At 64.4% G+C, this 26,123-nt stretch carries 18 protein-coding genes, 2 tRNA genes and 2 pseudogenes; 12 read left to right on the plus strand and 10 right to left on the minus strand.

Translation table 11 applies throughout. From position 1 onward, the window contains the following. Nucleotides 1-159 precede the first annotated feature (159 nt). The 4 genes from ACK3BK_RS18870 (at nt 160) to ACK3BK_RS18885 (ending at nt 4,573) form a co-directional block, all read left to right on the plus strand. Nucleotides 160-363, plus strand: a complete 204-nt coding sequence (locus ACK3BK_RS18870; RefSeq protein ID WP_054890915.1) for a ParD-like family protein — start codon at nt 160-162, stop codon at nt 361-363. Beyond that, nucleotides 360-1,136, plus strand: coding sequence for a type I methionyl aminopeptidase (gene map / locus ACK3BK_RS18875; RefSeq protein ID WP_411383072.1), 777 nt, complete (start codon nt 360-362; stop codon nt 1,134-1,136). The genes ACK3BK_RS18870 and map overlap by 4 nt, the downstream gene beginning before the upstream one ends. 69 nt (nt 1,137-1,205) lie before the next feature. Beyond that, entirely contained in the window at nt 1,206-1,898 is a 693-nt protein-coding gene (locus tag ACK3BK_RS18880; protein WP_411383073.1) for a DUF1266 domain-containing protein, read from the plus strand. Then, complete coding sequence (locus ACK3BK_RS18885) at nt 1,895-4,573, plus strand: DUF805 domain-containing protein (protein WP_411383074.1); 2,679 nt, start codon at nt 1,895-1,897, stop codon at nt 4,571-4,573. The genes ACK3BK_RS18880 and ACK3BK_RS18885 overlap by 4 nt, the downstream gene beginning before the upstream one ends. Here ACK3BK_RS18885 and ACK3BK_RS18890 read toward each other — a convergent pair whose 3' ends face one another. Then, a complete protein-coding gene (locus tag ACK3BK_RS18890; protein WP_411383075.1) occupies nt 4,574-6,280 on the minus strand; it encodes an Hsp70 family protein in 1,707 nt (568 codons plus the stop codon). A 257-nt stretch (nt 6,281-6,537) separates the two neighbouring features. Between ACK3BK_RS18890 and ACK3BK_RS18895 the strand changes: the two genes are divergently transcribed. Next, the gene (locus ACK3BK_RS18895; RefSeq protein WP_411383076.1) at nt 6,538-6,918 is read left to right on the plus strand and encodes a hypothetical protein; all 381 of its coding nucleotides are present in this window, start codon (nt 6,538-6,540) and stop codon (nt 6,916-6,918) included. Nucleotides 6,919-7,049: 131 nt separating this feature from the next. On the opposite strand, the gene ACK3BK_RS18900 is transcribed toward ACK3BK_RS18895, so the two are convergent. Together ACK3BK_RS18900 and ACK3BK_RS18905 are read right to left on the minus strand one after the other, a co-directional pair. After that, a tRNA-Asp gene (locus ACK3BK_RS18900) sits at nt 7,050-7,126 on the minus strand. A gap of 13 nt (nt 7,127-7,139) precedes the next feature. Continuing rightward, a tRNA-Val gene (locus ACK3BK_RS18905) sits at nt 7,140-7,215 on the minus strand. A gap of 185 nt (nt 7,216-7,400) precedes the next feature. Between ACK3BK_RS18905 and rdgC the strand changes: the two genes are divergently transcribed. From rdgC to sugE, 3 genes are all read left to right on the plus strand, one after another. Continuing rightward, nucleotides 7,401-8,321, plus strand: a complete 921-nt coding sequence (rdgC, locus tag ACK3BK_RS18910; protein WP_054890921.1) for a recombination-associated protein RdgC — start codon at nt 7,401-7,403, stop codon at nt 8,319-8,321. Between the two features lie 120 nt (nt 8,322-8,441). After that, on the plus strand, nt 8,442-9,407 hold the full coding sequence (locus ACK3BK_RS18915; protein WP_411383077.1) for a bile acid:sodium symporter family protein: 966 nt from the start codon (nt 8,442-8,444) through the stop codon (nt 9,405-9,407). 211 nt (nt 9,408-9,618) lie between these two features. Beyond that, complete coding sequence (gene sugE / locus ACK3BK_RS18920; protein ID WP_186667108.1) at nt 9,619-9,936, plus strand: quaternary ammonium compound efflux SMR transporter SugE; 318 nt, start codon at nt 9,619-9,621, stop codon at nt 9,934-9,936. A gap of 15 nt (nt 9,937-9,951) precedes the next feature. Here the strand turns inward: sugE and ACK3BK_RS18925 are convergent, their stop codons facing one another. Next, on the minus strand, nt 9,952-11,826 hold the full coding sequence (locus tag ACK3BK_RS18925; RefSeq protein WP_288377394.1) for an MFS transporter: 1,875 nt from the start codon (nt 11,824-11,826) through the stop codon (nt 9,952-9,954). A gap of 269 nt (nt 11,827-12,095) precedes the next feature. On the opposite strand from ACK3BK_RS18925, the pseudogene ACK3BK_RS18930 reads away from it, so the two are divergent. Together ACK3BK_RS18930 and ACK3BK_RS18935 are read left to right on the plus strand one after the other, a co-directional pair. Then, a pseudogene (locus ACK3BK_RS18930) lies at nt 12,096-13,112 on the plus strand (methyl-accepting chemotaxis protein); the annotation flags it as partial. 378 nt (nt 13,113-13,490) lie between these two features. Then, a pseudogene (locus tag ACK3BK_RS18935) lies at nt 13,491-14,015 on the plus strand (methyl-accepting chemotaxis protein); the annotation flags it as partial. Between the two features lie 143 nt (nt 14,016-14,158). Here ACK3BK_RS18935 and ACK3BK_RS18940 read toward each other — a convergent pair. From ACK3BK_RS18940 to ACK3BK_RS18955, 4 genes are all read right to left on the minus strand, one after another. Then, nucleotides 14,159-15,001 carry an amidohydrolase family protein gene (locus tag ACK3BK_RS18940; RefSeq protein ID WP_411383078.1) on the minus strand — a complete coding sequence of 281 codons (843 nt, stop codon included), beginning with the start codon at nt 14,999-15,001 and terminating at the stop codon, nt 14,159-14,161. A gap of 16 nt (nt 15,002-15,017) precedes the next feature. Beyond that, the gene (locus ACK3BK_RS18945; protein ID WP_288377398.1) at nt 15,018-16,292 is read right to left on the minus strand and encodes an MFS transporter; all 1,275 of its coding nucleotides are present in this window, start codon (nt 16,290-16,292) and stop codon (nt 15,018-15,020) included. Nucleotides 16,293-16,421: 129 nt separating this feature from the next. Next, nucleotides 16,422-17,153, minus strand: a complete 732-nt coding sequence (locus tag ACK3BK_RS18950; protein WP_186667122.1) for a GntR family transcriptional regulator — start codon at nt 17,151-17,153, stop codon at nt 16,422-16,424. Nucleotides 17,154-17,282: 129 nt separating this feature from the next. Then, nucleotides 17,283-18,422, minus strand: coding sequence for a TDT family transporter (locus tag ACK3BK_RS18955; RefSeq protein ID WP_411383079.1), 1,140 nt, complete (start codon nt 18,420-18,422; stop codon nt 17,283-17,285). Nucleotides 18,423-18,585: 163 nt separating this feature from the next. Between ACK3BK_RS18955 and ACK3BK_RS18960 the strand changes: the two genes are divergently transcribed. Continuing rightward, the gene (locus ACK3BK_RS18960) at nt 18,586-19,770 is read left to right on the plus strand and encodes an MFS transporter (protein WP_186718996.1); all 1,185 of its coding nucleotides are present in this window, start codon (nt 18,586-18,588) and stop codon (nt 19,768-19,770) included. 151 nt (nt 19,771-19,921) lie between these two features. Continuing rightward, nucleotides 19,922-23,398, plus strand: coding sequence for a PAS domain-containing hybrid sensor histidine kinase/response regulator (locus ACK3BK_RS18965; protein ID WP_186711370.1), 3,477 nt, complete (start codon nt 19,922-19,924; stop codon nt 23,396-23,398). On the opposite strand, the gene rmuC is transcribed toward ACK3BK_RS18965, so the two are convergent. Together rmuC and ACK3BK_RS18975 are read right to left on the minus strand one after the other, a co-directional pair. Next, nucleotides 23,370-24,743, minus strand: a complete 1,374-nt coding sequence (rmuC, locus tag ACK3BK_RS18970; protein WP_186667339.1) for a DNA recombination protein RmuC — start codon at nt 24,741-24,743, stop codon at nt 23,370-23,372. The genes ACK3BK_RS18965 and rmuC overlap by 29 nt on opposite strands. A 168-nt stretch (nt 24,744-24,911) precedes the next feature. Further along, complete coding sequence (locus ACK3BK_RS18975; protein ID WP_186667126.1) at nt 24,912-25,334, minus strand: tetratricopeptide repeat protein; 423 nt, start codon at nt 25,332-25,334, stop codon at nt 24,912-24,914. Between the last annotated feature and the right edge of the window lie 789 nt (nt 25,335-26,123).

The following is a 26,123-nucleotide window of genomic DNA, read 5'->3' on the forward strand; positions in this document are numbered from 1 at the left end:
CGCGCCCACAGGCCTGCGCAGCCCCAGAGGGCGGGTAGACCCGCGAAAACATCGACGCGATATCCGCCCCGTCTTGATGCCCCCGCGCACCAGAAGATGACACGACGCCCCAACCGATTATATGATCCGTATACGTTTCATATACCAGGAAGACTCCCCATGGGCATCGTCAAGATCTGCGACGACCTCCACGAAGACCTGCGCATCGCCAGCGCCGCGATGTCGCGCTCGATCAACGCCCAGGCCGAACACTGGATCCGCATCGGCATGCTCGCCGAACTGCATCCCCAGGCCACTTACCAGGAACTGCTGCGCCAACTGTTGCGTCAGGAACAAGCGAATCTCAAGGAGCTGCTGCAATGAGCGAGGTGATACTCAAGAACCCGGAGCAGCTGGCACTGATGCGCAGGGCCGGGCAGTTGCTGGCACAGGTGTTCGCCGACCTCGACGGTTTCATCCGTGCCGGGGTGACCACGATGCAGATCAACGACCGCGCCGAAGCCTTCATCGTCGAGACGCTCAAGGCGCGCCCGGCGAGCAAGGGCCAGTACGGCTTCCCCTATTCGCTGAACACCTCGGTGGACCAGGTCGTCTGCCATGGCATGCCCAAGGTTGACGAGGTGCTGCAGGAAGGCTCGATCATCAACGTCGACATCACCCTGGAACAGGGCGGCTACATTGCCGACTCGTCGAAGATGTACCAAATCGGCGCAATCAGCGAGGAGGCCCGGCGCCTGGTCGACACCACCTACGAGGCGCTGTGGAAAGGCATCGAACAGGTGCGCCCCGGCGCCACCCTGGGCGATATCGGCCACGCCATCCAGCAGTTCGCCGAGGCGGCGGGCTACAGCGTGGTGCGCGAGTACTGCGGCCACGGCATCGGCCGGCAGATGCACGAAGCGCCGCAGGTGCTGCACTATGGCCAACGCGGCATGGGCCTGAAACTCAAGCCGGGGATGGTGTTCACCATCGAGCCGATGATCAACCAGGGCGCCCGCGGCACACGCACGCTGAAGGATGGCTGGACGGTGATCACCCGCGATGGCGGGCTGTCGGCGCAGTGGGAGCACACGGTCGCGGTGACCGAGCAGGGCTATGAAGTGCTGACGCTGCGAGCGGAAGAAGGCCGGCGTTGAGGCCTGCGTAGACGGCCCCCTTGTTGCCTCTCTACAATCGCGCCACCCCCCTCGCCCCGGACACTCTTCATGGACGAATCCCCACAGCATTGGCTGCACGCCCTCTCCGCCCCGATGGCCGCACTCAACGGTGCCAGCTACACCGCCGCCGAGTACTTCGAAGGCGAAGACCAGACTGACCTGGAAAGCGGCTGGGGCATCAGCACCCGTGCCCAGTTGCTCGACGTGCTCGGCATGGCCGACAACGGCCACGCCAGCGAGATGAGCAACGCCTACTGGCAGTTCCAGCGCTGCCTGCCAAGCCAGTGGCAGGCGCTGCTCGCAACCCTGACGCCACGTGACCGGGTCAAGTACAGCTACGCCGCACGCACCTTTCCCGACTGCGGCCCGGGCGGAACCCGCGCCTGGGACATCGGACGCATGAGCTTTCTGCTGCGCGCCGGGGTGAAAAAGGGCCATATCAGCCGCGACGAAAGCCTCTACCTGCACTATCGCCTGGCCTTGCGCGCCCGCCATTACTACAACCGCTGGGACAGCTACATCGCCGGGTACCTGTTCGGCAAGGCGCTGTGGAATGTCTCCGACAGCAGCGACGAGACCTTTGCCGCCAACCTGGAGCGCCAAGGCAACGAACACTGGAATCGCTGCATTGCCCTGAACCTGAGGATCGGCGCCAACGCGCTGCTCGCCGACCTGCCCTGGGAGCTGCCGTTGCCCGAGCCGGAACGCCCGGCATCACTGGAAGAGGACTGCTGGTCATGAGTTGCTGGATTCGCCTGGGCATCGAGCCGACCCAGGACCTCGACACCATCCGCCAGGCCTACCGCGGCCGCCTGCCGACGCACCATCCGGAAACCGACCCCGAAGGCTTCCAGGCCCTGCGCGCCGCCTACGAAGAAGCACAGCGTCTGGCCCGCGAACACGCCGAAACCGGCGCGACGCCCGAGCAGCAAGCAGCCGACGGGCAGAGCGAAGCGTCCACCAGCGAAGCCTTCGAGGCGTTCCATGCACTGCTCGAAGACTCCACTCGCCGTTACGAACCCCAAGCCTGGCAGGACTACATCGCCCAGCTCGACGAACTGCCCCTGGAGCAACTGGAAGACCTCAGCTGGCGACTGCTGCACAACCTGCGCAACTGCGGACCGATCTCGTACCAGTGCGCGCGCCTGCTGGCCCGGCGCATGGGCTGGGCCGAGCAGTTGCTGCGCCTGGCGCCGGAGGATGCCCAGGAGATAGAAGCCTTCCTGCAACGCATCGAGGAGCCCGATCCGTTCGACACCCGCCTGATGCACAGCTGGTCGCCCGCCGCGCAACTGGAAACCCTTTGGTACTTCCGCAGCCTTGGCTACTACCATCAGGAGCGCCCGCTGTTCGAGTACGCACAGTTCGCCGGGTACCACACCTGCGTGGCGTTCCCTGACGACGAACACCTGGTCCAGCGTCTGACCGAACAGTTCAGCCAAGTCGGCATCGGCAGCCTCACCCTGCATGCACGCCTGCAGTTGCAGCACCAGCAGGCGCCGGACGATGTCGACCTGCTGTTCCTGCTGGCCCGCCAGGCCGACGCCCTGGGCGCCGAGCAGCAAGCCCTGGACTGCTGGCTACGGCTGTGGCGCGAACATCGCCACCCGCAGGCCGAACGCTGGCTGCTCGACCTCTGCGCGCGCTACCAGCCGCAACGCCTGCCCCTGCTGATCCAGGCCCTCGACCAGCAGAGCACACCCGAGACCTGGCCCGCCGACCTGGCCGATCCGGCACAGGTCTTGGGCAGCCCGGCACAGTCGCCGCAGACACTGGCGCGCTGGTCCGAAGCCTCGCGCCTGGGCCTTGAGGGCATCGCCGCCACCTACATCGACTGGCGCCTGGACGGCGACGACGAACTGCCGCTGCTCGCCTGGCTGTTGCCCAATCAGGAAGATCGCGAACTGCACCGCCGCTACTGGCAGGCCTGGGCCCTGCAACGCGGTGAAGCCGGCTTGCTGCGCACCATTGTCGATGAGCGCCTGGGCAACGACCCGCTCGATGCCTTGATCCTCGAGGGCTTCCAGCGCCAGGCTGCGCAGCAACTGCATTGGCTCGAACACTCACCGGTGGCGCGTGCATTGGCGGAGTACTGCGCACGTGACGAGGGGCCTGTGGAACTGCCAGAGGCGCTCAAGTCCGACGCACTGCACCCGGCCTGCCGCGAGTGGCTGCGGCGCATGCGGGTCTATTCGCCGCGAGCGCTGGGCGAGCTGAACGAGCATTTCGACATGCGCCGCATGTTCACCGTGCCGTTCGGCCTGGTGCTGATGGAAGAACTGGCACTGAACGGCATCGAGCTGCCGCCGATGGTCGAGGGCGAAGCGCTGTGGAACTGGCATCGCCAGCAGTTGTTCATGCTGGCCACGGCGCAACAGCCGCAACGCTGGCTGGACCTGGCGCCACCGCAACTGGCCGCCCAGCTCACCTATCCGAGCGACCATCCGTTCGCCCCCCTGCACAAGGTGCTGATCGCCCGTCAGGCTCAGTTCAACGAACACAATGCCCTGCTCGGCTGGATGGACGATCGCGATCCGATGCAGGCCCTGGTTGCCAGCCGCCTGCAAACCCTGGGCTACGTGTTCGGCAGCACTCGCCTGCCCGGCGCGGTCCGCCTGCTCGAATGCCTGGAAGAAGACGTTGGCACCCTCGACGACCACCCACTGGGCTACATGCTGCTGTGCGCCGTGCTGTACCACGACCCCGAGCTCGATGCTCAACAGCGCGCCCGCTTGCGCGATCGCCTCGAGGCACTGAACAACGACAGCCCCTGGTTCGCTCCGCTGCGCGACGGCCTGATCGCCGGCAAGGTCAAACGCCCGCCGCGCCAAGCGGTGGAGCAGGAAGAGAAGGTCGACGGCAAGCTGCTCAACGAGATCCTCGACGCCTTCAATCACCTGGTCAAATCCGCATTTCCGCCAGGCACCCGCGCCTTGATGCGCCTGCAGAAAGCCAAGGACGATCCGGACCAGGACACCGGCCTGCGCTGCGCCAGCATGGCGATACTGGCCCGCGCCGAGCGTCTGCTGATGGCTCGTGTCAGCCAGACGCCGGTGCCCTCCTGGGCGTTCTGGCGCCTGGACAGCCGTCTCAATCGCAGCGACCTGATCGCCCACGTGATCGTGCTGCTGCTGGCGGGCACGGTGCTGACCACCGCGACCAAGAGCCCGATGCTCTGGACCCTTGTCGTGTTGCTGCTGTTGACATCCTTCCTGCGGCGCTTGCGCGACTTGGGCCAGGGCGTCTGGGCACTGGTGGGGTTGCTGGCCGTCAGCCGCCTGCTGCCGTTCGCACCGCTGCTTCTGGTGGGGCTACCCGGCGACAAGCTGGCCAACCGCTATGGCCCTTCACCGGACGACCCCGACCAGTTGCAACTGGGCCTGCAAGTGGCCCTGCGGCGCCTGAATCATCCCTGATCAGTAGCGCAGCTCGTCCAGCGCCTGGCTCAACTGCTGGCGCTGGCGGCTGATCTCGCTGGCCTGCTGGCCAGCGAGCACGGCATTGAAGGCATCCAGCCAACTGCCGATAAGGTCGCGCTCATCCCCCAGGCTCTGCATCCAGGCGCGCTCCAGGCGGGCCAGCAGGGTGCGGTTGGGCAAGGCGTCGCGCGGGTGAATCTTCAATCTAGCCAGGCGCTCGTGGCTGGCCTGGCGGGCGTCGCTGTCCAGCCCGGTCGGGCTGCGGTCGATGCTGTGGCTGTGCTTGTGCCCGGTTTCGAGGAACGTCACGTCCACTTCGAGCAGGCCATTGATGTCGTAGCTGAAGCGCACATCCAGCGACTGCACCTGGCCGGTCGGCTGCAACGGAATCTCGAAGCTGTCGACCAGAATGTTGTCGCGCACCCATGGCCGCTCGCCCTGGTACACGGCGATGCGCACCACTTTCTGCTCCGGATGGCTGCTGTAGAAGCGCTGCACACGCGAGGTGGGGATCACCGTGTTGCGCTCGATGATCGGGGTAAAGGCCCCGGACACTTCCTCGCCACGGGACGAGGCGACCCCCAGGGTGTAAGGACAGACGTCGGTCAGGATCAACTCGTCGATCGCCGAATCCCGCGCCTTGCAGGCTGCCTGGCTGGCGGCGCCAAGAGCGACGATGGTGTCCGGATCGAGGTGGCGGTACGGCAGGCGGCCGAACAGCTTGGCCACCAGTTGCTGGATCTGCGGCATGCGCGTGGCCCCACCGACCAGCACCAGGCTGTCCAGTTCGCGCGGGCTCAGGCGCGCATCACGCAGGGCCTGCTCGATGGGGGTCCGCACCCGTGCCAGCAACGGCGCCCAGATCGACTGCAACCGGGCCTGGTCGAGCACCCATTCGCGGGCCTGGCCATCGCCGCTCCAATTCAGGGTGCGGCTGCCCTCGCCCACCTCGCGTTTCAGTTGCTCGATCGCATCATGCAGGCTCGACAGCGCCTGGGGCTCCAGGGCTTCGGCACTGAGGTTCCAGTCGCGCAGGCAGGCATTGAGCAAGGCCTCGGTGAAATCCTCGCCCCCCAGATAGTTGTCACCGGTTGAAGCATGCACTTCGATCAGCGGCAAGGCGTATTCCAGCACAGTGACGTCGAAGGTCCCGCCGCCCAAGTCGAACACCAGGGTGCGCTCGAACTTCTGCTCGTGCAGCCCGTAGGCCATGGCGGCCGCGGTCGGCTCGTTGATCAGGCGCTGCACCTTCAGCCCCGCCAGCTCCGCAGCGAAGACCGTGCGCTTGCGCTGTTCGTCGCTGAAATAGGCCGGCACCGAGATCACCGCTTCGCTGACCTGGCACCCCAGATACGCTTCGGCATCCTGCTTCAACGCGCCCAGCACCAGGGCCGAGAGCTCTTCGGGGGTGAAACGGTGCTCGCCGAGCTCGAAGCGCTTGTCACTGCCCATGTAGCGCTTGAAGGCCGCAGCGGTGCGATGGGGATGGGTGGTCAGCCGGGCGCGGGCAGCGCTGCCCACCAGGATGCTGCCATCGTCGTCGACGCTGACCACCGACGGCGTCAGCACCTCGCCCACGGCGTTAGCGATCAGCTGCGCCTTGCCGTCCTGCCAGACTGCGATAAGGCTGTTGGTGGTCCCCAGGTCGATACCCAGCAGTGGGGTCGACGGCGTGGGCGTTGGAGAGGTGCTGGCATCCTGCATGGTCGGTCTCTGCTTGCAAGGTAGAGCCGGCGCGCGGCCTGCTGGCTGCATCCGGCGTGTAGGGGGATTCTGACGCAATGGGCCAGCGAGTTGAAGGCGTAGATGCGCGCAAGTGGCGAAGGAGCGGTATGGGACGGAAAGATTTTTTTCGAGGTCGGGAATAAAAGCCGAGCACAGGTCGTTGTTCCTGCATGACCGATGCATAACAGCCATCGTACCCACCGAACGGATTCGGATAACCGCCAGAGGTATCTCTCATGTTGAAGAAAAGCGCACTCGTTCTTTCATTGGCTCTGACCTGCGTGTCTGGCCTGGCCTTGGCGGACGCCCCCGCGAAAGTCGGCGACAGCGCCCTGGGCAAGGTCCTGGTCGACAGCAAAGGCCTGACCCTCTACACCTTCACCAAGGACAGCGCTGGCAAGTCGGCGTGCAACGGTCAATGTGCGCAGAATTGGCCGCCGCTGGCCGCCGGCGCCTACGCCAAGGCCGCCGATGGCTACAGCGTGATTACCCGTGACGACGGCAGCAAGCAGTGGGCTTACAAAGACCAGCCGCTGTACAGTTGGGTCAAGGATCAGAAGCCGGGCGATACCACCGGCGAAGGTGTCGGCCAGGTCTGGCACGTGGCCAAACCCTGAAGCTGAAACGCCCCGGGGACTGTCGACCGACAGCCCCCGGGGCGTTTTGCGAGGCACAAACAAAAAAAGCGACCCTAAGGTCGCTTTCTTTGTGGCTTCCGGGTGTTCAGTGGGCCCTGGAAGCTGGAATATGGCGCAGCGGACGGGACTCGAACCCGCGACCCCCGGCGTGACAGGCCGGTATTCTAACCGACTGAACTACCGCTGCGCTATACATCGAGTGGTGGGTGATGACGGGATCGAACCGCCGACCCTCTGCTTGTAAGGCAGATGCTCTCCCGGCTGAGCTAATCACCCTTCGTCTCGGTGTGGCGCGCATTCTACGGAGGACCCTGTACCCTGGCAAGCACTTTTTTCAAATTTTTTATCTGATCTTTCAAAGACCTATGAATAAGTCACTGCTGGCCCTCTGACAGGGTTGGCCTGCAACCACTGCTCGGAGAATAATGCCCGCCTTATGCATTAAGGAGAGATTCCCCCTCATGTGGTTCAAGAACCTGCTGACCTACCGCCTGACCCAGGATGTCCCGTTCGAGCCTGAAGCGCTGGAGACCGCCCTGGCCAGCAAGCCGGCCCGCCCCTGCGCCAGCCAGGAGCTGACCACTTACGGCTTCGTCGCTCCGTTCGGCAAGGGCGAAGACGCTCCCCTGGTGCACGTCAGCGGTGAATTCCTGTTGATTGCCGCACGCAAGGAAGAACGTATCCTGCCCAGCAGCGTGGTCAACGATGCGGTCAAGGAGAAGGTCGAAGAGATCGAGACCGAGCAGATGCGCAAGGTCTACAAGAAGGAACGCGACCAGATCAAGGACGAGATCATCCAGGCCTTCCTGCCGCGTGCTTTCATCCGCCGCTCGATGATCTTCGCTGCCATCGCCCCGCGCCAGGGCCTGATCCTGGTTAACTCGGCCAGCGCCAAGCGCGCCGAAGACCTGCTCTCCACGCTACGTGAAGTCATGGGTTCGCTGCCGGTGCGCCCGGCCACCGTGAAGATCGCCCCGACCGCGACCATGACCGACTGGGTCAAGTCGCAGCAGCCTGCCGAAGGCTTCTATCCACTGGATGAATGCGAGCTGCGCGACACCGCCGAAGACGGTGGCATCGTGCGCTGCAAGCGCCAGGACCTGGCCAGCGAGGAAATCCAGTTGCACCTGAGCACCGGCAAGCTGGTCACGCAATTGGCCCTGGCCTGGCAGGACAAACTGTCGTTCGTGCTCGACGACAAGATGGTGATCAAGCGCCTGAAATTCGAGGAACTGCTGCAGGAGCAGGCCGAGCAGGATGGTGGCGACGAAGCCGCGCAACAGTTCGACGCAAGCTTCCTGTTGATGATGATGACCCTCAACGAATTCCTGCCGGTGCTGTTCGAGGCCCTGGGTGGGGAAGAGATTCCGCAGGGGGTCTGATTCAAGTTGAAGGGCCGGTGCTGGGGTGGTTGTGTTGTCGCCAGTACCGACCTCTTCGCGGGCAAGCCCGCGAAGAGGTCAGTGAATGCCACAAAGCTATAAATAGAAAAGGAATCCCCCATGCGTGCCCTCGCCGCCTTCAGCCGTTTCGTCGGTAACACCTTCGCCCTCTGGGTCCTGGTGTTCGCCTGCCTGGCCTACCTGCAACCGCAATGGTTCATCGCCCTGAAGGTGGCCATCGTGCCGCTGCTGGGGCTGGTGATGTTCGGCATGGGGCTTACGCTCAAGCTCGACGACTTCGCCGCCCTCGCCCGTCAACCCTGGCGCGTGGCGCTGGGAGTGGTGGCGCATTTCGTGATCATGCCGGGCGTTGCCTGGCTGCTGTGCCAACTGTTTCACCTGCCACCGGAAATCGCCGTGGGCGTGATCCTGGTCGGCTGCTGCCCGAGCGGCACGGCCTCGAACGTGATGGTCTGGCTGTCCAAGGGCGACCTGGCACTGGCTGTGGCCATCGCCGCAGTCACCACCCTGCTCGCCCCCTTGCTGACCCCGGCGCTGATCTGGTTCCTGGCCTCGGCCTGGCTGCCCGTCTCGTTCATGGACATGTTCTGGTCGATCCTGCAGTTGGTGATGCTGCCGATCGTGCTCGGCGTGCTGGCGCAGAAGCTGCTCGGCGCGCGCGTACAGGTGGCGGTGCAGGTGCTGCCACTGGTGTCGGTGGTGAGCATCGTGATGATCGTCTGCGCGGTGGTCGCGGCCAGCCAGGCGAAGATCGCCGAGTCCGGCCTGCTGATCATGGCGGTGGTGATCCTGCACAACAGCTTCGGCTTCCTGCTGGGCTATCTGACCGGCAAGCTGTGCAAGCTGCCCCTGGCGCAGCGCAAGTCGCTGGCGCTGGAGGTGGGGATGCAGAACTCGGGCCTGGGCGCGGCCCTGGCAGCGGCGCATTTCTCACCGCTGGCGGCGGTGCCCAGCGCGCTGTTCAGTGTCTGGCACAACATTTCCGGGGCCTTGCTCTCGACCTGGTTCAGGCGCATGGAAGAGCCCCGCGGTGCAGGGGAGGAACAGGCGCAAGTCGGGCACTGAGCGGGGGTCTCTTCGCGGGCAAGCCCGCTCCCACACTCAAGACAGCTGGATACCGTGTAGGAGCGGGCTTGCCCGCGAAGAGGCCCGGACAGCCACCACTTGCCTGCAACCCTACAGATGTGCAATATAGTGCGCACTGTGAGGACGACCTCACGACGCAACGCGTGACCAATCCGGGGACGGCCCCATCTTTCAACGATGGAGAATCATCATGTCCTGGATCATCCTGTTCTTCGCCGGCCTGTTCGAAGTCGGCTGGGCTGTCGGCCTCAAATACACCGATGGCTTCACTCGCCCACTCCCCACCGCACTGACCGTCGCCGCCATGGCCGTGAGCCTGGGCCTGCTTGGCCTGGCCATGAAGGAATTGCCGCTGGGCACTGCCTACGCCATCTGGACCGGCGTCGGCGCGATCGGCACGGTAATCGCCGGGATCATCCTGTTCGGCGAATCCATGGCACTGGTACGACTGCTCAGCGTTGCGCTGATCGTCGCCGGCCTGATCGGCCTGAAGGTCAGCGCCAGCTGACCTTCGCCCTTTCCCTCAACGCAAGTCGCCGCGCAGGGCACTGACCTTCTCGCGCAGCGCTTCAGGCTGGGCCGCCTCCACCGGGATGGCGGCACCGGCCACCAGGGTCACCCGCGACCATAACCGGCGCAGAAAGCCCTTGGCCGGATCGCGACTGAAGAAGCTCCCCCACAGCCCCTGCAAAGCCAGCGGAATCACCGGCACCGGGGTTTCCTGGAGAATTTTGTTGACCCCGCCCTTGAACACATCGATCTCACCATCGGCGGTCAGCTTGCCTTCCGGGAAGATGCACACCACCTCACCGGCCCGCAGGTACTCGGCAATGCGCGCAAAGGCCCGCTCGTACGTCGCCTCGTCCTCACTGCGCCCGGCAATCGGGATGGCCCCGGCAGTGCGGAACACGAAGTTGAGCACCGGCAGGTTGTAGATCTTGTAGTACATGACGAAACGGATCGGTCGGCGGATCGCACCGCCGATCAGCAGCGCATCGACGAACGACACATGGTTGCACACCAACAGCGCCGCCCCCTCGTCAGGGATACGATCGAGGTCGCGGTGCTCGACGCGGTACATCGAATGGCTGAGCAGCCAGATCAGGAAGCGCATGGTGAATTCAGGAACAATGCGGAAGATGTAGGCGTTGACCGCAATGTTGAGCAGCGACACCACCAGGAACAGCTGCGGGATGCTCAGGTCGGCCAGGCTCAAGAGGACGATGGTGACGATCGCCGAGACCACCATGAACAGGGCATTGAGGATGTTGTTCGCGGCGATCACCCGGGCGCGCTGGTCTTCAGGCGTACGCGCCTGGATCAGGGCGTACAGCGGCACGATGTAGAAACCACCGAACACACCAAGCCCGACGATCGAGACCATGATCCACCAGGCCTGGCTCATGCCCAACAGGCTCAGCCAATCGTGTGGCGCAGCAGCGGCTGGCACATCACCCGAATGCCACCACCAGAGCAGGCCGAACAGGGTCAGGCCGAACGAGCCGAACGGCACCAGGCCGATCTCCACCTTGCGCCCGCTCAGGCGTTCGCACAGCAGCGACCCCACGGCAATGCCCACCGAGAACAGCGTCAGCACCAGCGTGACCACGGTCTCGTCGCCATGCAGCCAGTCCTTGGCGTAAGCCGGGATCTGCGTCAGGTAGATCGCCCCGACGAACCAGAACCACGAGTTGCCGACGATCGAGCGCGACACCGCCGGGGTCTGCCCCAAGCCCAGGCGCAAGGTGGCCCAGGACTGCTTGAAGATATTCCAATCCAGCTTCATCTGCGGCGCCACCGCCGCCGCCCGCGGGATCCAGCGGCTGGCCAGGTAGCCGAGCACCGCAGTGCCGACGATGCCTCCGGCCACCACCGTGGCGTAGTTGCCCGAGGACATCATCACCCCGGCACCGATGGTGCCGGCCAGGATCGCCAGGAAGGTGCCCATTTCCACCAGCCCGTTGCCGCCGACCAGTTCGTCTTCGCGCAAGGCCTGGGGCAGGATCGAGTACTTCACCGGCCCGAACAGCGCCGAATGAGTGCCCATGGCAAACAATGTCAGCAGCATCAATTCCAGGTGATCACTGAGAAAGCCCACCGCGCCAATCACCATGATCACCACTTCAGCCAGCTTGATCGCGCGGATCAGCGCATCCTTGGCGAACTTCTCGCCAAACTGCCCGGCCAGCGCCGAGAACAGGAAGAACGGCAGGATGAACAGCAGCGCGCAGAGGTTGACCCAGATCGAACGGTCGCCCTCCAGGCTGAGCTTGTAGAGGATCGCCAGGATTAGCGACTGCTTGAACAGATTGTCGTTGAAGGCACCCAGCGACTGGGTGATGAAGAACGGCAGGAAGCGCCGCTTGCCGAGCAAGGTGAATTGCGAGGGATGACTCATCGTCCTTGTTCCTGAGAGGGCGTTGTCAATTGGAGGTCTGCTCATCGCGAGAAGCCACAAATCTGCACGGGATTGCCCATCCCTGGCAACTGGCCTGCGAACCACATGACACACAACGAATCGATTAATGGCTATATGCCATTATTTTTTCTGCAAACTCTTTTCAGATTATTGCAAGGCTGCCGATAATTCATATAGATGACTAAATCCGGTAACAGGATCAGCCTTCGGCTCTCCTCCAACGCACAAGAAAAGGAGTACAGCAGCAGATGTTCACCTGGTTCGGCGATCTGAAGATCGCACACAAACTTGGCCTCGGTTTTGGCCTGGTCCTCGTGCTGACCCTGGCCCAGTCGCTGATCGGCTGGGACGCCCTGGGCAGCCTGGTACGGCGCAGCGAAGCGGTCAGCGATGTTTCCGCCCTCAACGATGCCCTGGGCGATCTGCGCGAGGCGCGCCTGCAACACGCCATGTCCAGTGGCGACGAAGCACAAGACAAGGCGTTGCAACAGACACTGGCGGCCTTCCAGGCCCGTTTGACGAAACTCCACGGCATCCTGCGCAACGCGACCAACCTGCAGACCCTCGACAAGGCCGAGCAGACCCTGCAGGCCTACGCCCGCAACCAGGAACTGAGCCTGCAGTCGTACCGCACCATGCGCGCGGCGCAAAAAGAGATGGGCGCGCTTGCAACCCAGTCGTTCGCCACGATCGACAGCATCCGCAAGCAGGTCCGCGCGTTGCCCGATGCCGAACAGCGCTACGTGCGCAGCGAAGCGATCAACCAGATTCGCGAGAACCTGATCCTGCTGCGCTACCAGGTACGTGGCTACACCGGCAACACCAACGCAGACACCGAGCAGGTGATGAATGCACAGATCGCCACCACGGTGAACGACCTGCCAGCCCTGACCGCGGCATTCAATGGCCAGTTCGCCGACGAATTCCGCCAACTGAACGAACAGGTGCGCGCCTACGCCGCCGCCGTCGAGGCCTTCCGCGGCGAAACCCGCAAACTGATGGACTACCGCGCCAACATGGGCAATGACGTCGCGACCCTCACCACCCTGATCGGCCAATTGCTCGACAGCCAAGCGGTGGCCGTGGTCAATGACAGCCAGTTCGCCAAGACGCTGCAGTTCGCCACCACCGCCCTCGCCCTGCTGCTCGGCGCCCTGCTGGCGATACTGATCGCCCGGCAGATCAGCCAGCCGCTGCAACGGGTCCTGCACGCCCTGGAGGAGGTGGCCGACGGCAACTTGGGCGAGCAACCCAGCAGCAGTCGCCGTGATGAACTCGGCCAGTTGCAGAACAGCCTGCATGGCATGACTACCAAGCTACGCCAGCTGATCGCCGGCGTGCGCGATGGCATCTCGCAGATTGCCAGTGCCACCGAAGAGCTCTCGGCGATCACCGCGCAAACCAGCGCCGGCGCCAGCAGCCAACGCCAGGAGACCGACCAGGTCGCCACCGCGATGCAGGAAATGGCCGCCACCGTGCAGGAAGTGGCACGCAATGCCGGCGAAGCCTCGGTGGCTGCCAGTGCCACCGACCTCGAAGCCCGCGAAGGTGACAGTGTGGTCACCCGCGCCGTGACCCAGATCGGCCGCCTGGCCAGCCAGGTCGACGCCACCAATGAGGCGATGGACGCCCTGCGCAACGAAAGCCAGCGTATCGGCAAGGTGATGGACGTGATCAAGGCGGTGGCCGAGCAGACCAACCTGCTGGCGCTCAACGCCGCCATCGAGGCCGCCCGCGCTGGCGAGGCCGGCCGTGGTTTTGCCGTGGTCGCCGACGAGGTACGCAGCCTGGCCCAGCGTACCCAGGCCTCGACCGAAGAAATCGAATCGGCGATCAGCAGCCTGGAGCAAGGCACGCGCTCGGTCAGCGACCTGATGGAAGAAAGTCAGAGCCTGACCGAAAGCAGCGTGGCGCTGGTACGTGAGGCCGGCGTTGCGCTGGAGGGCATCACTCAGCGGGTATCGGGCATCCAGTTGATGAACCAGCAGATTGCGGCAGCCTCCGAGCAGCAGAGCGCTGTGGCCGAGGAGATCAGCCGCAGCGTGGTGACGGTGAGGGATATTTCCGAACAGACCGCCGAGGCCAGTGAGCAGACCTCGGTGTCCAGCGTCGAACTGGCGCGACTGGGTGGGCAATTGCAGCAGATGATCAGCCGGTTCCGCCTCTGACAGACCGAGAACCTCTTGTAGGAGCGGGCTTGCCCGCGAAAAGCACACCGCGGTGCCTGGCACGGGCTACGCCCGTGTTCGCGGGCAAGCCCGCTCCTACAAGGATTGGGCTGGCCTTTAGATTTTGAAAAAGACAGTTGCCCCTACGCGAACCCGAACAGCCCCCGCGCCGTGTCCACCAACAGCGACCGACGCAGCGCAGCCGAGCAGCCCAGTGCATCGAACTGCTCGACCACCGCCGTAAAGCTCATCACCGATTCATGCTGCGTATGCGGCCAGTCGCTGCCCCACATCAACCGGTCCGCGCCATAGTGCGCCTCCAGGGCGCACAGTGCCTGGCGGGCGAAGTCCAGGTTCTGCTCGGGCGAGCCACCCAGTCGATAGATCCCCGACACCTTCACCCACACCTTGCCCTGCCCGCCCAGGGTCAGAAGCTCGGCAAACCCCGGCTGCCCCAACCCCAGGCGTGCATCCGGCCTGCCGAAGTGATCGATCACGATATCCACACCATATGGCTGCAAGGCACGCACCAGTGCCGGTATATCGGCCACCTGCCGATGCAGCTCGACATGCCAGCCCAGATCGCCGATGAGCTCCAGCAGTGACCGCCAACCGGCGTCGCGCAGATCAGGCAAGGCCTGCCCCATCAGGTTCAGGCGCACGCCGCGTACACCGAGGCGCGCCATCTGCTCAAGGGTGTCGCGCGCAACGCCAGGATCGAGCATCACCACCCCACGCAATTGCCTGGGCGCAGTTTGCAACGCCGCCAGCAGGTAGCTGTTGTCGGTGCCGAGAAAGCTCGGCTGCACCAATACGCCATGACTGAAACCGTGCCCGGCCAGCTGGGCCAGGTAGTCGCCCAGCGGCGCATCGTAGGTGGGTGCGTAACGGCGCTCTGCTGCCAGGTTCAGCCCACGGCTGAACACGTGGGCGTGGCTGTCGATCGCGGTGAATGGGGATATAGGGGTTTGCGGCATGATGCTCATTCGGGACTATTGAAGGTTACTTGGCGACCGCACCCGCAACCTGCGGCGAGGCAGGGGCCTCGAGGTTGCGACCGCGGGTTTCCGGCAGGCACAGTGCGGCGATCACTGCCACGCCGTAGGCGATGCCGGCATCGATGCCGATGGCTGCCCCCAGCGACATGGATTCGCTCATGTGACCGACCAGGAACGGGAACACGGCCGACAGCACCCGGCCGAAGTTGTAGCAGAAGCCCACCCCGGCACCGCGCACGTCGGCCGGGTACAGTTCGTTGAAGAACGCCCCCAGACTCGCGGGGATACCGGCGGCGAAGAAGCCCAGCGGGAAGCCGAGGAACAGCATCTGCGTATTGCTCAGCGGGAAGAACACGTAGGCCTGCACCGTCAGCACGCAGCACAGGGCGAACAGCAGGATGTTCTTGCGCCGGCCAATACGATCGATGAGCAGGCCACTGACCACGCAACCACACCAGAAGGCGAAGATGATCACCGCCAGGTAGCCGCCGGAGTTGAGCACCGAGAGGTTGCGCTCGGTCTTGAGGAAGGTCGGCAGCCAGGTCATCACCGCGTGGTAACCACCATGGGCACCCAAACCCAGCAGCCCGCCCAGCAGGGTCACGCGCAGCAGTTCAGGACGGAAGATGCCGGCCATGGACTTGGTGAAGCTGACGGGAATGGCCTTTTCCTTCTGCAGGCGCTGGAAGCTGTCCGGCTCGGGTACGTTGCGCCGCACCCAGATGATCAGCAGCGACGGCAGCAGGCCGACGAAGAACATCACCCGCCAGGCGAACTCCTGCGGCACCAGCGAATAGATCAGCGCAAACAGCCCCACCGCCAGGCCCCAGCCCACGGCCCAGGCGCTCTGCACCGTACCCATGACCTTGCCGCGGTATTTCGGGTTGATGGTCTCGGCCATCAGCACCGCGCCTGCGGCCCACTCGCCACCAATGCCGAAGCCTTGCATGGCCTTGACGAACAGCAGCGGGTAGAAGCCGGTGACGAAGGCCGACAGGAAGGTGAAGAAGGAGAACCAGAGGATCATCCACTGCAGGGTGCGCACCCGGCCGTAACGGTCGGACAACGTACCGCCAAGCCAGCCACCGATCGCCGAGGTGACCAGCGTCAGACCACTGATCAGCCCAGCATCGCCCTTGGTCAGGGAAAACGCGGCGATCAGCGCCGGGATGGCCAGGCCGAACATCTGCACTTCAAGGGCATCGAGCGACCAGCCACCAAAGCAGGCCCAGAACGTCTTGCGTTCGCGCGAGGTGATTTCGCGGTACCAACTGAACATGATTTCTTATCCTTCTATGTCGTGTGTGCGAGGTCAGAGAGCGGCCGGACGCACGCCGGCCGGGCAGGCAGAACCACGGCACCGTGCTGGCACGGCGCCGGACGTCACAACGGGGCGTGAAGCGCCCGGTCAGCGAATATCGATGCGGTAGCGGAAGTGCTCGGCATGGCCGCGCGAACGGCGCCATTCCAACGGTTTGCCGGCGTAGTCACGGGCCAGACGCTCGATCACCACCACCGGACTGCCCTCCGGCATCTGCAGCAGGCGCGCGTGAACGGCATCGACCGACTCGGCCGTGAGGGTCTCCTCGGCATAGGCCACCACCTGGCCGCACAGCTCTTCGTAGATCGGGTAGAGCAGCGGGCCCTTGCGGTCCAGCTCGACCTCAAGCAGTGGCTGGAACGTCTGGCGCGGCAGCCAGATTTCCTCGGCCAGTACCGGCTTGGCACCGAGTAGACGCAGGCGCACGATGTGAATGACTTCGGCTTCCGGCGCCAAGCCCAGGGCACTGGCAACCGCCGAGGGCGCCGGGACTGGCTCGATGGACAGGATGCGACTCTCGGGCACGGCACGCTCGCCGTTGGCCGACTCGAAACGGAAGAAGCGGAACAGCGAGGAATGGAACTGCGGCCGACGAATGAAGGTGCCGCGGCCTTGCTGGCGCTCCAGCACGCCCTCGGTCACCAGCACATCGACGGCCTTGCGCACGGTGCCGACCGACATGTCGAACTCACTGGCAAGGGCCGCTTCGGTGGGAATGGCCTCACCAGGGCGCCAGCGGTTATTGGCGATCTGCGCGACCATATGGTCGCGCAGTTGTTGATAGCGGGGCAGACGCGCATCACCGGGCAATGTGTTCATGGAGGCCTGTCTCTGGTCTTGTTATATAAACATATATATGAATTTTTCCGAGAGTATTCCTGCTGCCCTAAACGCTGTCAATCCTCCGCCTATCGGCTTGAACGATCACCCGCTAAAAGATCAACGCACTCAACTATTTGCGATACAGGGCGAGACGAACAGCTCGCCACGCCAGGCGCCCTTGAGCGTGCGGCTCGCCACCACCAGCCAGAGCACCGCCAGCATCGCTACCAGCACTTGCCCGAACACGGTGAAGAAACCCAGACCCAGCCAGGCCGACAGCTTCAGGGTGGCGAGGCTGTAGACCCCCAGCGGGAAGGTGAAACCCCACCACCCCAGGTTGAACGGCATGCCCTGGCGCATGTAGCGCAGAGTGATCAGTACTGCGGTCAGCAGCCACCACAGGCCAGCGCCCCACAACACCATCCCGGCCACCAGTCCCAACCCGCGTGCCACTTCACCCAGGTTGCCCAGGCCATTGGCCGCGAACACTGCGGGCGCATCGCCGCCCAGCAGCAGCATGCCCAGCGCCCCGGTGCCGATCGGGCCCAGCGCCAGCCAGCTGGATGCGGCCATGTTGGCCGGCGGCAGCTTGTGCAGCGCCATGCGCAGCATGAGGATGGTCAGGATGCTGAACGCCACCGGCAGCGACACCGCCCACAGCACGTAGCTGGTCACCACCACCAGGAACTGCGCATGGACATCCGCCAGGTGCGGCGCCAGCAGGCCACCACTGGCCGCCGCCACCTCGGCCGCCACCACCGGCAGCAACCACACCGCCGTCATCTGGTCGATGCTGTGCTCCTGGCGGGTGAACATCAGATAAGGGATTGCCACGCCACACAGCAGTGCCAGCGCCACGTCCAGCCACCAGAGCGCCTCGACCCAAGGCAGCACGCCGTCGCCCCAGCGCTCGAGGCCAAACACCAGCGCGCCATTGAGGATGGTCGCCAGACCCATGGGGATGGTGCCGAAGAACATCGAGACCGTGGAGTGGGCGAAGATCCGCCGCGCCTCGTCGAAGAACAGCAACCAGCGCGCGCCGTACAGCACGCAGAACAGGATGAACAGGCCAATGGTCAGCCACCAGAGCCCTTCTGCCACGCCATGCAGCGCCGGTATCTGCAACTGCCGCAAGGCCAGCGCGAGGACACCGGTGCCCATGGTCGCGGCAAACCAGTTCGGGGTGAACTGACGGATCACTTCCAGCGGGCGGGCCAACTGGTGGAAGGGCCGCAAGGACGCAGCGCGAGTCTGTGGGCAGGTCATGGCAAAGATTCCTCGTGTAAGGTGGAATCATCTTATGCCTGCAAAGAATATCCATATAACGGTTAATTTCTCTATCTGTTATCTATTTTGCAGATATAGCGCAAGCCAGAGCCGGTGGCTTATGCTTGCTGCCTGCGACAATTCCAACAACAAGGACGTGGCAATGCTCGCCGCACTGAAACGCTATCCCTCCGCTGTCCGCCTGCTGCTGCTCACCACCTTCGTGCTGACCCTGGCGCGCGCGATCACCCTGCCCTATCTGGTCGTCTATCTGTCGGACAGCTTCCAGTTGTCGGTCAGCCATATCGGCCTGCTGATCGGCGGGGCACTGATCGTCGCCTCGTTGCTGAGCCTGTATGGCGGTCATCTGGTCGACACGCTGCGCAACCATACGGTGATCATCGTCGCAACCCTGGTGTTCACGCTGTCGTTCGCCGTCGCCATGTTCAGCCCCTCGGTGGCGCTGTTCTTCCTGTGCCTGGTGCTGATCAACCTCGCCCTGGCGGTGGTCGACATCGCCAGCAAGGCCGGATTCTGCGCCCTGCTGCCGGTGGAGGAGCGCGCCGAGGTGTTCGCCATCAAGTACACCCTCAGCAACATCGGCTATGCCGTCGGCCCGTTGCTGGGAGTGGCGCTGATCGAGCTCGATGGCCATCTGCCGTTCCTGGTCTCGGCGCTGATCGGCCTGCTCATGTGCTTGGTCTACCAGCGTCTGGGCGATCGCCAACTGCGCCCCAGCGAGCCGCAACGGCCCGGTGCCGGCTTCGTTCAGGTCGCCATGGGGCTGGCGCGGGACCGGCGCCTGGTGTGCTTCACCCTGGGCGGGGTGCTCAGCGCGGTGGTGTTCGGCCAGTTCACGGCCTACCTGTCGCAATTCCTGGTGGTGACCGCCAGCCCTGCCGAAGCGGCGCGGCTGGTCGGGGTGCTGGTGACGACCAACGCGGTGACGGTGATCGCCCTGCAATACCTGATCGGCCGACGCATCAGCCGCCAGCACCTGATGCCTTGGTTGATGGCTGGCATGGCGCTGTTCATCGCCGGGCTGGTGGGTTTCTCGTTGGCCGGCTCGGTGCTGGCCTGGTGCCTGGCCATGCTGGTGTTCACCCTCGGCGAGATCATCGTGATTCCCGCCGAGTACATGTTCATCGACCTGATCGCGCCGGAACATCTGCGCGGCGTCTACTATGGCGCGCAGAACCTCTCCAACCTCGGCGCGGCGCTGGGGCCGGTTCTGGTCGGGTTTGCCCTGGGGTATGTGGTGCCGGTGGCGGTGTTCTACCTGCTGGTGCTGTCGGTGGTGCTGGCGGCGTTGTTCTATTGGCTGGGGACGCGAGGGGCAAAGGCTTAGAGCGGCGCTGGCCGTTTCGCGGGCAAGCCCGCTCCCACAGGGGCCCCTGCGACCACCTGCCACTGCGACCATCGTCTGCGCTGACGAACCCGCGCCCGCGTGCCAGACTGATTGATCGGGACCGCGTTTTCCTTTTTGCTCCGGAGTTTGCATGTCGTTGTCCAGCGGGCTGATCGCCGTGGTCGCCCTGGCCTATATGGCCATCATGTTCGCCATCGCCTTCTACGGCGACCGTCGCAGCACGCCGTTGCCGCCGCGCCTGCGCGCCTGGGTGTACAGCCTGTCGCTGGCGGTGTACTGCACCAGCTGGACGTTCTTCGGTGCCGTCGGCCAGGCGGCCGAGCAGCTCTGGGCGTTCCTGCCCATCTACCTGGGCCCGGTGCTGCTGCTGATCTTCGCACCCTGGGTGCTGCAGAAGATGGTGCTGATCAGCAAGCAGCAGAACATCACCTCGATCGCCGACTTCATTGCCGCCCGCTACGGCAAGTCGCAGACGCTCGCGGTGGTGGTGGCCCTGATCTGCCTGGTCGGCGTGCTGCCTTACATCGCCCTGCAGCTCAAGGGCATCGTGCTTGGCGTCAACCTGCTGATCGGCGCCACCCCCGACGCCACCGGCACCCGGGTGCAGGACACGGCGCTGGTGGTGTCACTGGTGCTGGCGCTGTTCGCCATCGTCTTCGGCACGCGCAGCCTGGATGTCACCGAGCACCATCGCGGCATGGTGCTGGCCATCGCCTTCGAGTCACTGATCAAACTGCTGGCGTTTCTTGCCGTCGGCGCCTTCGTGGTCTTCAACCTGTACGACGGTTTCGACGACCTGTTCAGCCAGGCGCGCCAGTCGATCCATCTGGAAAACTACTGGCAGGAGACCATCAACTGGCCATCGATGGTGGTGCAGACTGCCGTGGCGATGATGGCGATCATTTGCTTGCCACGGCAGTTCCACGTCACCGTGGTGGAAAACATCGAGCCCCAGGACATGCGCCTGGCGCGCTGGGTGTTCCCGCTGTACCTGGTGCTGGCCGCACTGTTCGTGGTGCCGATCGCCCTGGCTGGGCAGATGCTGCTGCCGGGCACGGTGATTTCCGACTCCTTCGTCATCAGCCTGCCGCTGGCCGAGGCCCACCCGAGCCTGGCCCTGCTCGCCTTCATCGGCGGCGCTTCGGCCGCTACCGGCATGGTGATCGTCGAGGCAGTGGCGCTGTCGACCATGGTCTCCAACGACATGCTGCTGCCCTGGCTGCTGCGACGCACCAACGCCGAACGCCCGTTCGAGGCCTTCCGCCACTGGATGCTCTCGGTGCGCCGGGTGACCATCGTGGTCATCCTGCTGCTGGCCTACGTCAGCTATCGCCTGCTCGGCTCCACCGCGAGCCTTGCGACCATCGGCCAGATCGCCTTCGCCGCGGTCACCCAGCTGACCCCGGCGATGCTCGGCGCCCTGTACTGGAAGCAGGCCAACCGCCGTGGCGTGTTCGCTGGCCTCGCCGCAGGCATCTTCCTGTGGTTCTACACCCTGGTGCTGCCGATCGCCGCCCATAGCCTGGGCTGGTCGCTGCAGTTGTTCCCCGGCCTTGCCTGGCTGCACGGCAACCCGCTGGACCTGCCGATCACCCCGCTGACGCAAGGGGTGGTGCTGTCGCTGGCGGGCAACTTCATGCTCTTTGCCTGGGTCTCGATCCTCTCGCGCACCCGGGTTTCCGAGCACTGGCAGGCCGGGCGTTTCATCGGCCAGCAAACCAGCGCTCGCCCCAGCAGTCGCACCCTGCTGGCGGTGCAGATCGACGATCTGCTCAACCTCGCCGCGCGCTTCGTTGGCGAGGAGCGCGCACGGCAGAGCTTCATCCGCTTCGCCTACCGCCAGGGCAAGGGCTTCAACCCCAACCAGAACGCCGACGGCGACTGGATCGAACACACCGAGCGCCTGCTTGCCGGCGTGCTCGGCACCTCCTCCACCCGTGCGGTGGTCAAGGCGGCCATCGAAGGCCGCGACATGCAGCTCGAAGACGTCGTGCGCATCGCCGACGAAGCCAGCGAGGTGCTGCAGTTCAACCGCGCCCTGCTGCAGGGCGCCATCGAGAACATCAACCAGGGCATCAGTGTGGTCGACCAGAACCTGCACCTGGTGGCGTGGAATCGTCGTTACCTGGAGCTGTTCAACTACCCCGACGGACTGATCAGTGTCGGCCGACCGATCGCCGACATCATCCGCTACAACGCCGAGCGCGGCCTGTGCGGCCCGGGCGAGGCGCAGGTGCACGTGGCCAGGCGCCTGCACTGGATGCGCCAGGGCCGGGCGCACACCTCCGAACGGCTGTTCCCCAACGGGCGGGTGATCGAACTGATCGGCAACCCCATGCCCGGCGGTGGCTTCGTCATGAGCTTTACCGACATCACCCCGTTCCGCGAAGCCGAGCAGGCGCTCAAGGATGCCAACGAGGGGCTGGAGCAACGCGTGGCCGAACGCACCCACGAGCTGTCGCAACTGAACCAGGCGTTGTCGGAAGCCAAGAGCCATGCCGAGGCGGTCAGCCAGTCCAAGACCCGCTTCCTCGCCGCCGTCAGCCACGACCTGATGCAACCGCTGAATGCCGCGCGGCTGTTCTCCGCCGCCCTGTCGCAACAAGCCGAGGGCCTGAGTGAGGAGGCCCAGCAACTGGTGCAGCACATGGACAGCTCGCTGCGCTCGGCCGAGGAGCTGATCAGCGACCTGCTGGACATCTCGCGCCTGGAGAACGGCAAGGTCACCCCCGACATCAAGCCCTTCGCGCTCAACGAACTGTTCGACACCCTGGGTGCCGAGTTCAAGGTACTGGCGGCCGAGAAAGGCCTGGAATTCCGCTTGCGCGGCAGCCGACTGCAAGTCGCCAGCGACATGAAACTGTTGCGCCGGGTGCTGCAGAACTTCCTCACCAATGCCCTGCGCTACGGCAAGAGCCCGATCCTGCTGGGCGCTCGGCGTGAAGGCGAGCACCTTTGGCTGGAGGTCTGGGACCGCGGTCCGGGCATCGCCGACGACAAACTGCAGGTGATCTTCCAGGAGTTCAAACGCCTGGACAGCCATCAGACCCGCGCCGAAAAAGGCCTGGGCCTGGGCCTGGCAATCGCCGATGGTCTGTGCCGGGTGCTCGGGCATCGCCTGGAAGTGCGCTCATGGCCAGGCAAGGGCAGCGTGTTCCGGGTCAGCGTGCCGATCGCCAGGCATCCGGTGGCAGCGCCCGCAGCGCCAGTGGAACCGGGCGGGCAGCCGCTCGCCGGGCTGCAGGTGCTGTGCGTGGACAACGAAGACAGCATCCTGATCGGCATGAACAGCCTGCTCGGGCGCTGGGGCTGCCAGGTCTGGACCGCACGCAATCAGGCCGAGTGCGAGGCGCTGCTATTGAAGGGCATGCGCCCGCACCTGGCGCTGGTGGACTACCACCTGGACGATGGCGAAACCGGCATCGGCCTGATGGTCTGGCTACGCACGCGCCTGGGCGAACCCGTCCCTGGCGTGGTGATCAGTGCCGACGGGCGCAACGAAACCATCGCCCAGGTGCATGCCGCCGGGCTGGACTACCTGGCCAAGCCGGTCAAGCCCGCCGCCCTGCGCGCCTTGCTCAATCGGCATCTGAGCCTGGTTCAGTAAGCGTTGCATCGGCCAGCGCCTCATCCGACAGCGCCCGCTCCAGCAGGTCGGCCGGCAAGCTCTTGCTGGCGCGCGCGCCCAGCAGCTTGAGCTGCTCGCTGCGGCTGATCAGGTTGCCACGCCCTTCGCACAGTTTGTTGCGCGCTGCGGCGTAGGCCTTGTCGACCTGCTGCAGGCGCGCACCGAGCTCGTCCAAGTCCTGGATGAACAGCACGAACTTGTCGTACAGCCAACCCGCACGCTCGGCGATCTCGCGGGCGTTCTGGCCCTGACGCTCCTGCTTCCACAAGCTGTCGATGACCCGCAGGGTCGCGAGCAAGGTGGTGGGGCTGACAATGACGATCTGTCGGTCGAAGGCTTCCTGGAACAGGCCCGGCTCGGCTTGCAGCGCTGCCGAGAAGGCCGCTTCGATGGGCACGAACAGCAATACGAAATCCAGGCTGTGCAAGCCATCCAGCCGACTGTAATCCTTGCTGGAGAGGCCTTTGACGTGGCTGCGCAACGACTGCACGTGCTGTTTGAGCGCCGCCTCGTCGTTGCCGGAGACGAACTGCTGGTAGGCGGTGAGGCTGACCTTGGCATCGACCACCACCTGCTTGTCTCCCGGCAGCATGATCAGCACATCGGGCTGGAAACGCTCGCCATCGGCGCTCTTCAGGCTGACCTGGGTCTGGTATTCGCGGCCTTTCTCAAGGCCCGCATGCTCCAGTACCCGCTCGAGAATCAACTCGCCCCAATTGCCCTGGGTCTTCTGGCCCTTGAGCGCCTGGGTGAGATTGGTGGCCTCATCAGACAGACGCAGGTTGAGTTGCTGCAGGCGCTCAAGCTCCTTGCCCAGCGAGAAGCGCTCGCGGGCCTCCTGCTGATAGCTTTCTTCCACGCGCTTTTCGAAGGCCTGGATGCGCTCCTTGAGCGGATCGAGCAATTGCCCCAGGTGCTGTTGGCTGGTCTGGGCGAAGCGCTGCTCGCGCTCGTCGAAAATCTTGGTGGCCATCTCGGCGAACTGGGCACGCAGGGTATCGCGGGCTTCCTGCAAGTCGTCCAGGCGCTGGGCGTGGCTTTCCTGCTGCTCGCGCAGTTCGGCGTCCAGGCGTGCGGCCTGGGCCTCCAGGCGACGCAGTTCGGCTTCGCGGGTGGCGCGCTCCAGGTTCCAGGCATGGGCAGCATCGCGGGCGTTGTCGCGATCGATCTGCAACAGTTCCAGTTCGCGGTTCTGCGCGGCGAGCGTCGCCTGTTTGTGGCTGTTGGCTTCGCTGAGGTCGCTGATCTCGTCGCGACTGGCCTCGAGCTGCGCCTGCAGGCCGGCCTGGGCCAACTGCGCGGCACTCAGGCGTTCCTGCATCAGGCCGGTTTCGGCCTGGCGGGCAGCGAGCCGACGCTGGAGCTGCAACACCCACCCCAGACATGGCACCGCGGCAGCCACGATGCCCAATAGAATACTGGCCAGGTCCACTGCCATGCTTGCTCCGGTCAACGCTTAGATTGTGCGCAGCTTACAGGTTTTTTGCCGGTGCTATCGCAGCGAAGGCAGCAGCCCAAGCAGCCGCCGCGCCTCCTGCGAACCCTGCCCTGCCGCCAGCTCCAGCCAGTACCGCGCTTGCTCGGGGTCCTGCGCCTGGCACAACCGGCCATATTCGAGCTGAGCCCGGCTATCGCCTGCGCGGGCGGCCTGGCGCAGCAGCTCGTGGCCGATACGCCGATCCCGCGCAGTGCCGCAGTCACGGCAGAGCATCTGCCCCAGGCGACTCTGCGCCACCACCACGCCTTGCCGGGCGGGTTGTTTGAGCATACGCCCCGCAAGGTGCTTGACGCTGGGCTTGTCGCCCAGGCGCGGGTTGTCGAGCAGCCACAGGGCCACTTTCAGGGAAAAGCGCTTGGGGGAAACCAATGGCGCAACGGCGGGGGATCCAGCGGGGGATTTACCACGAAAATTCATGACAACAGCGATGGTGATTCGAAAGGCGCGCCACTCTACTCCTTTTTTTCGACAAAGGCCCGGTGCAACCTTGGGGCGTTGGGAAAAAATATTTCATGGTTCTTTTCTTGACGTTTTCACCCCAGAGAAAGGTCGTGGGTATTTTCCTCGGCGCAGTGTCGGACGCTTCTGAAAACAGCTGGCACGCCCGTCCTAGAGCAAGCCCTAGGGACAATCCACAGAACCTGTGGATAACTCGGTGGACAACCCCCCCTTGGCGCCCGCAAACCCCTGTGGAATGGGGCTTACAGTCAAACTGACGATTTTTTCACCAGCCAAAATAAGTGTTTTTTTTCATTGACTTAAGGGCTCAGTCAAGTCATTGGCGGAGTCCGGGGAGCTTGTTGCAGAACGGTTACAAGTCATACTCCAAGTGTGCACAAGTGCACCAACGAAGTGCCCGGGCTTGCACCACGAAGAAAAAACCGCGCCATTTCACGGCATCGCGCCCTCTTCACAGAAGCCCCACGAACAGAGATAATGATCGGCTTCGCTGAAGAAAAATCAAAAAGGGCTTGCCATTCGGCAATCCTTCCGGTAGTGTGGCCGTCGTTAGTACCAAGCTGAAAGTCAATTCTGGCCACAATGTCCTTGCGAATTGCCACCCTCCCCGGGTAGCACCGCTGAAACCAGGACCGGCCCACTCGATGATTCCCTCGACGGCAACAGCCGCTCCAGCACGAATCACCTAATGACAGATTGATCGGGATCTTCACCCAGCGGCCTAGAACCTGGTCCGCGGGATGCTGC

The organism is Pseudomonas sp. L7, from assembly GCF_046605565.1.
Lineage (GTDB): Bacteria > Pseudomonadota > Gammaproteobacteria > Pseudomonadales > Pseudomonadaceae > Aquipseudomonas > Aquipseudomonas wayambapalatensis.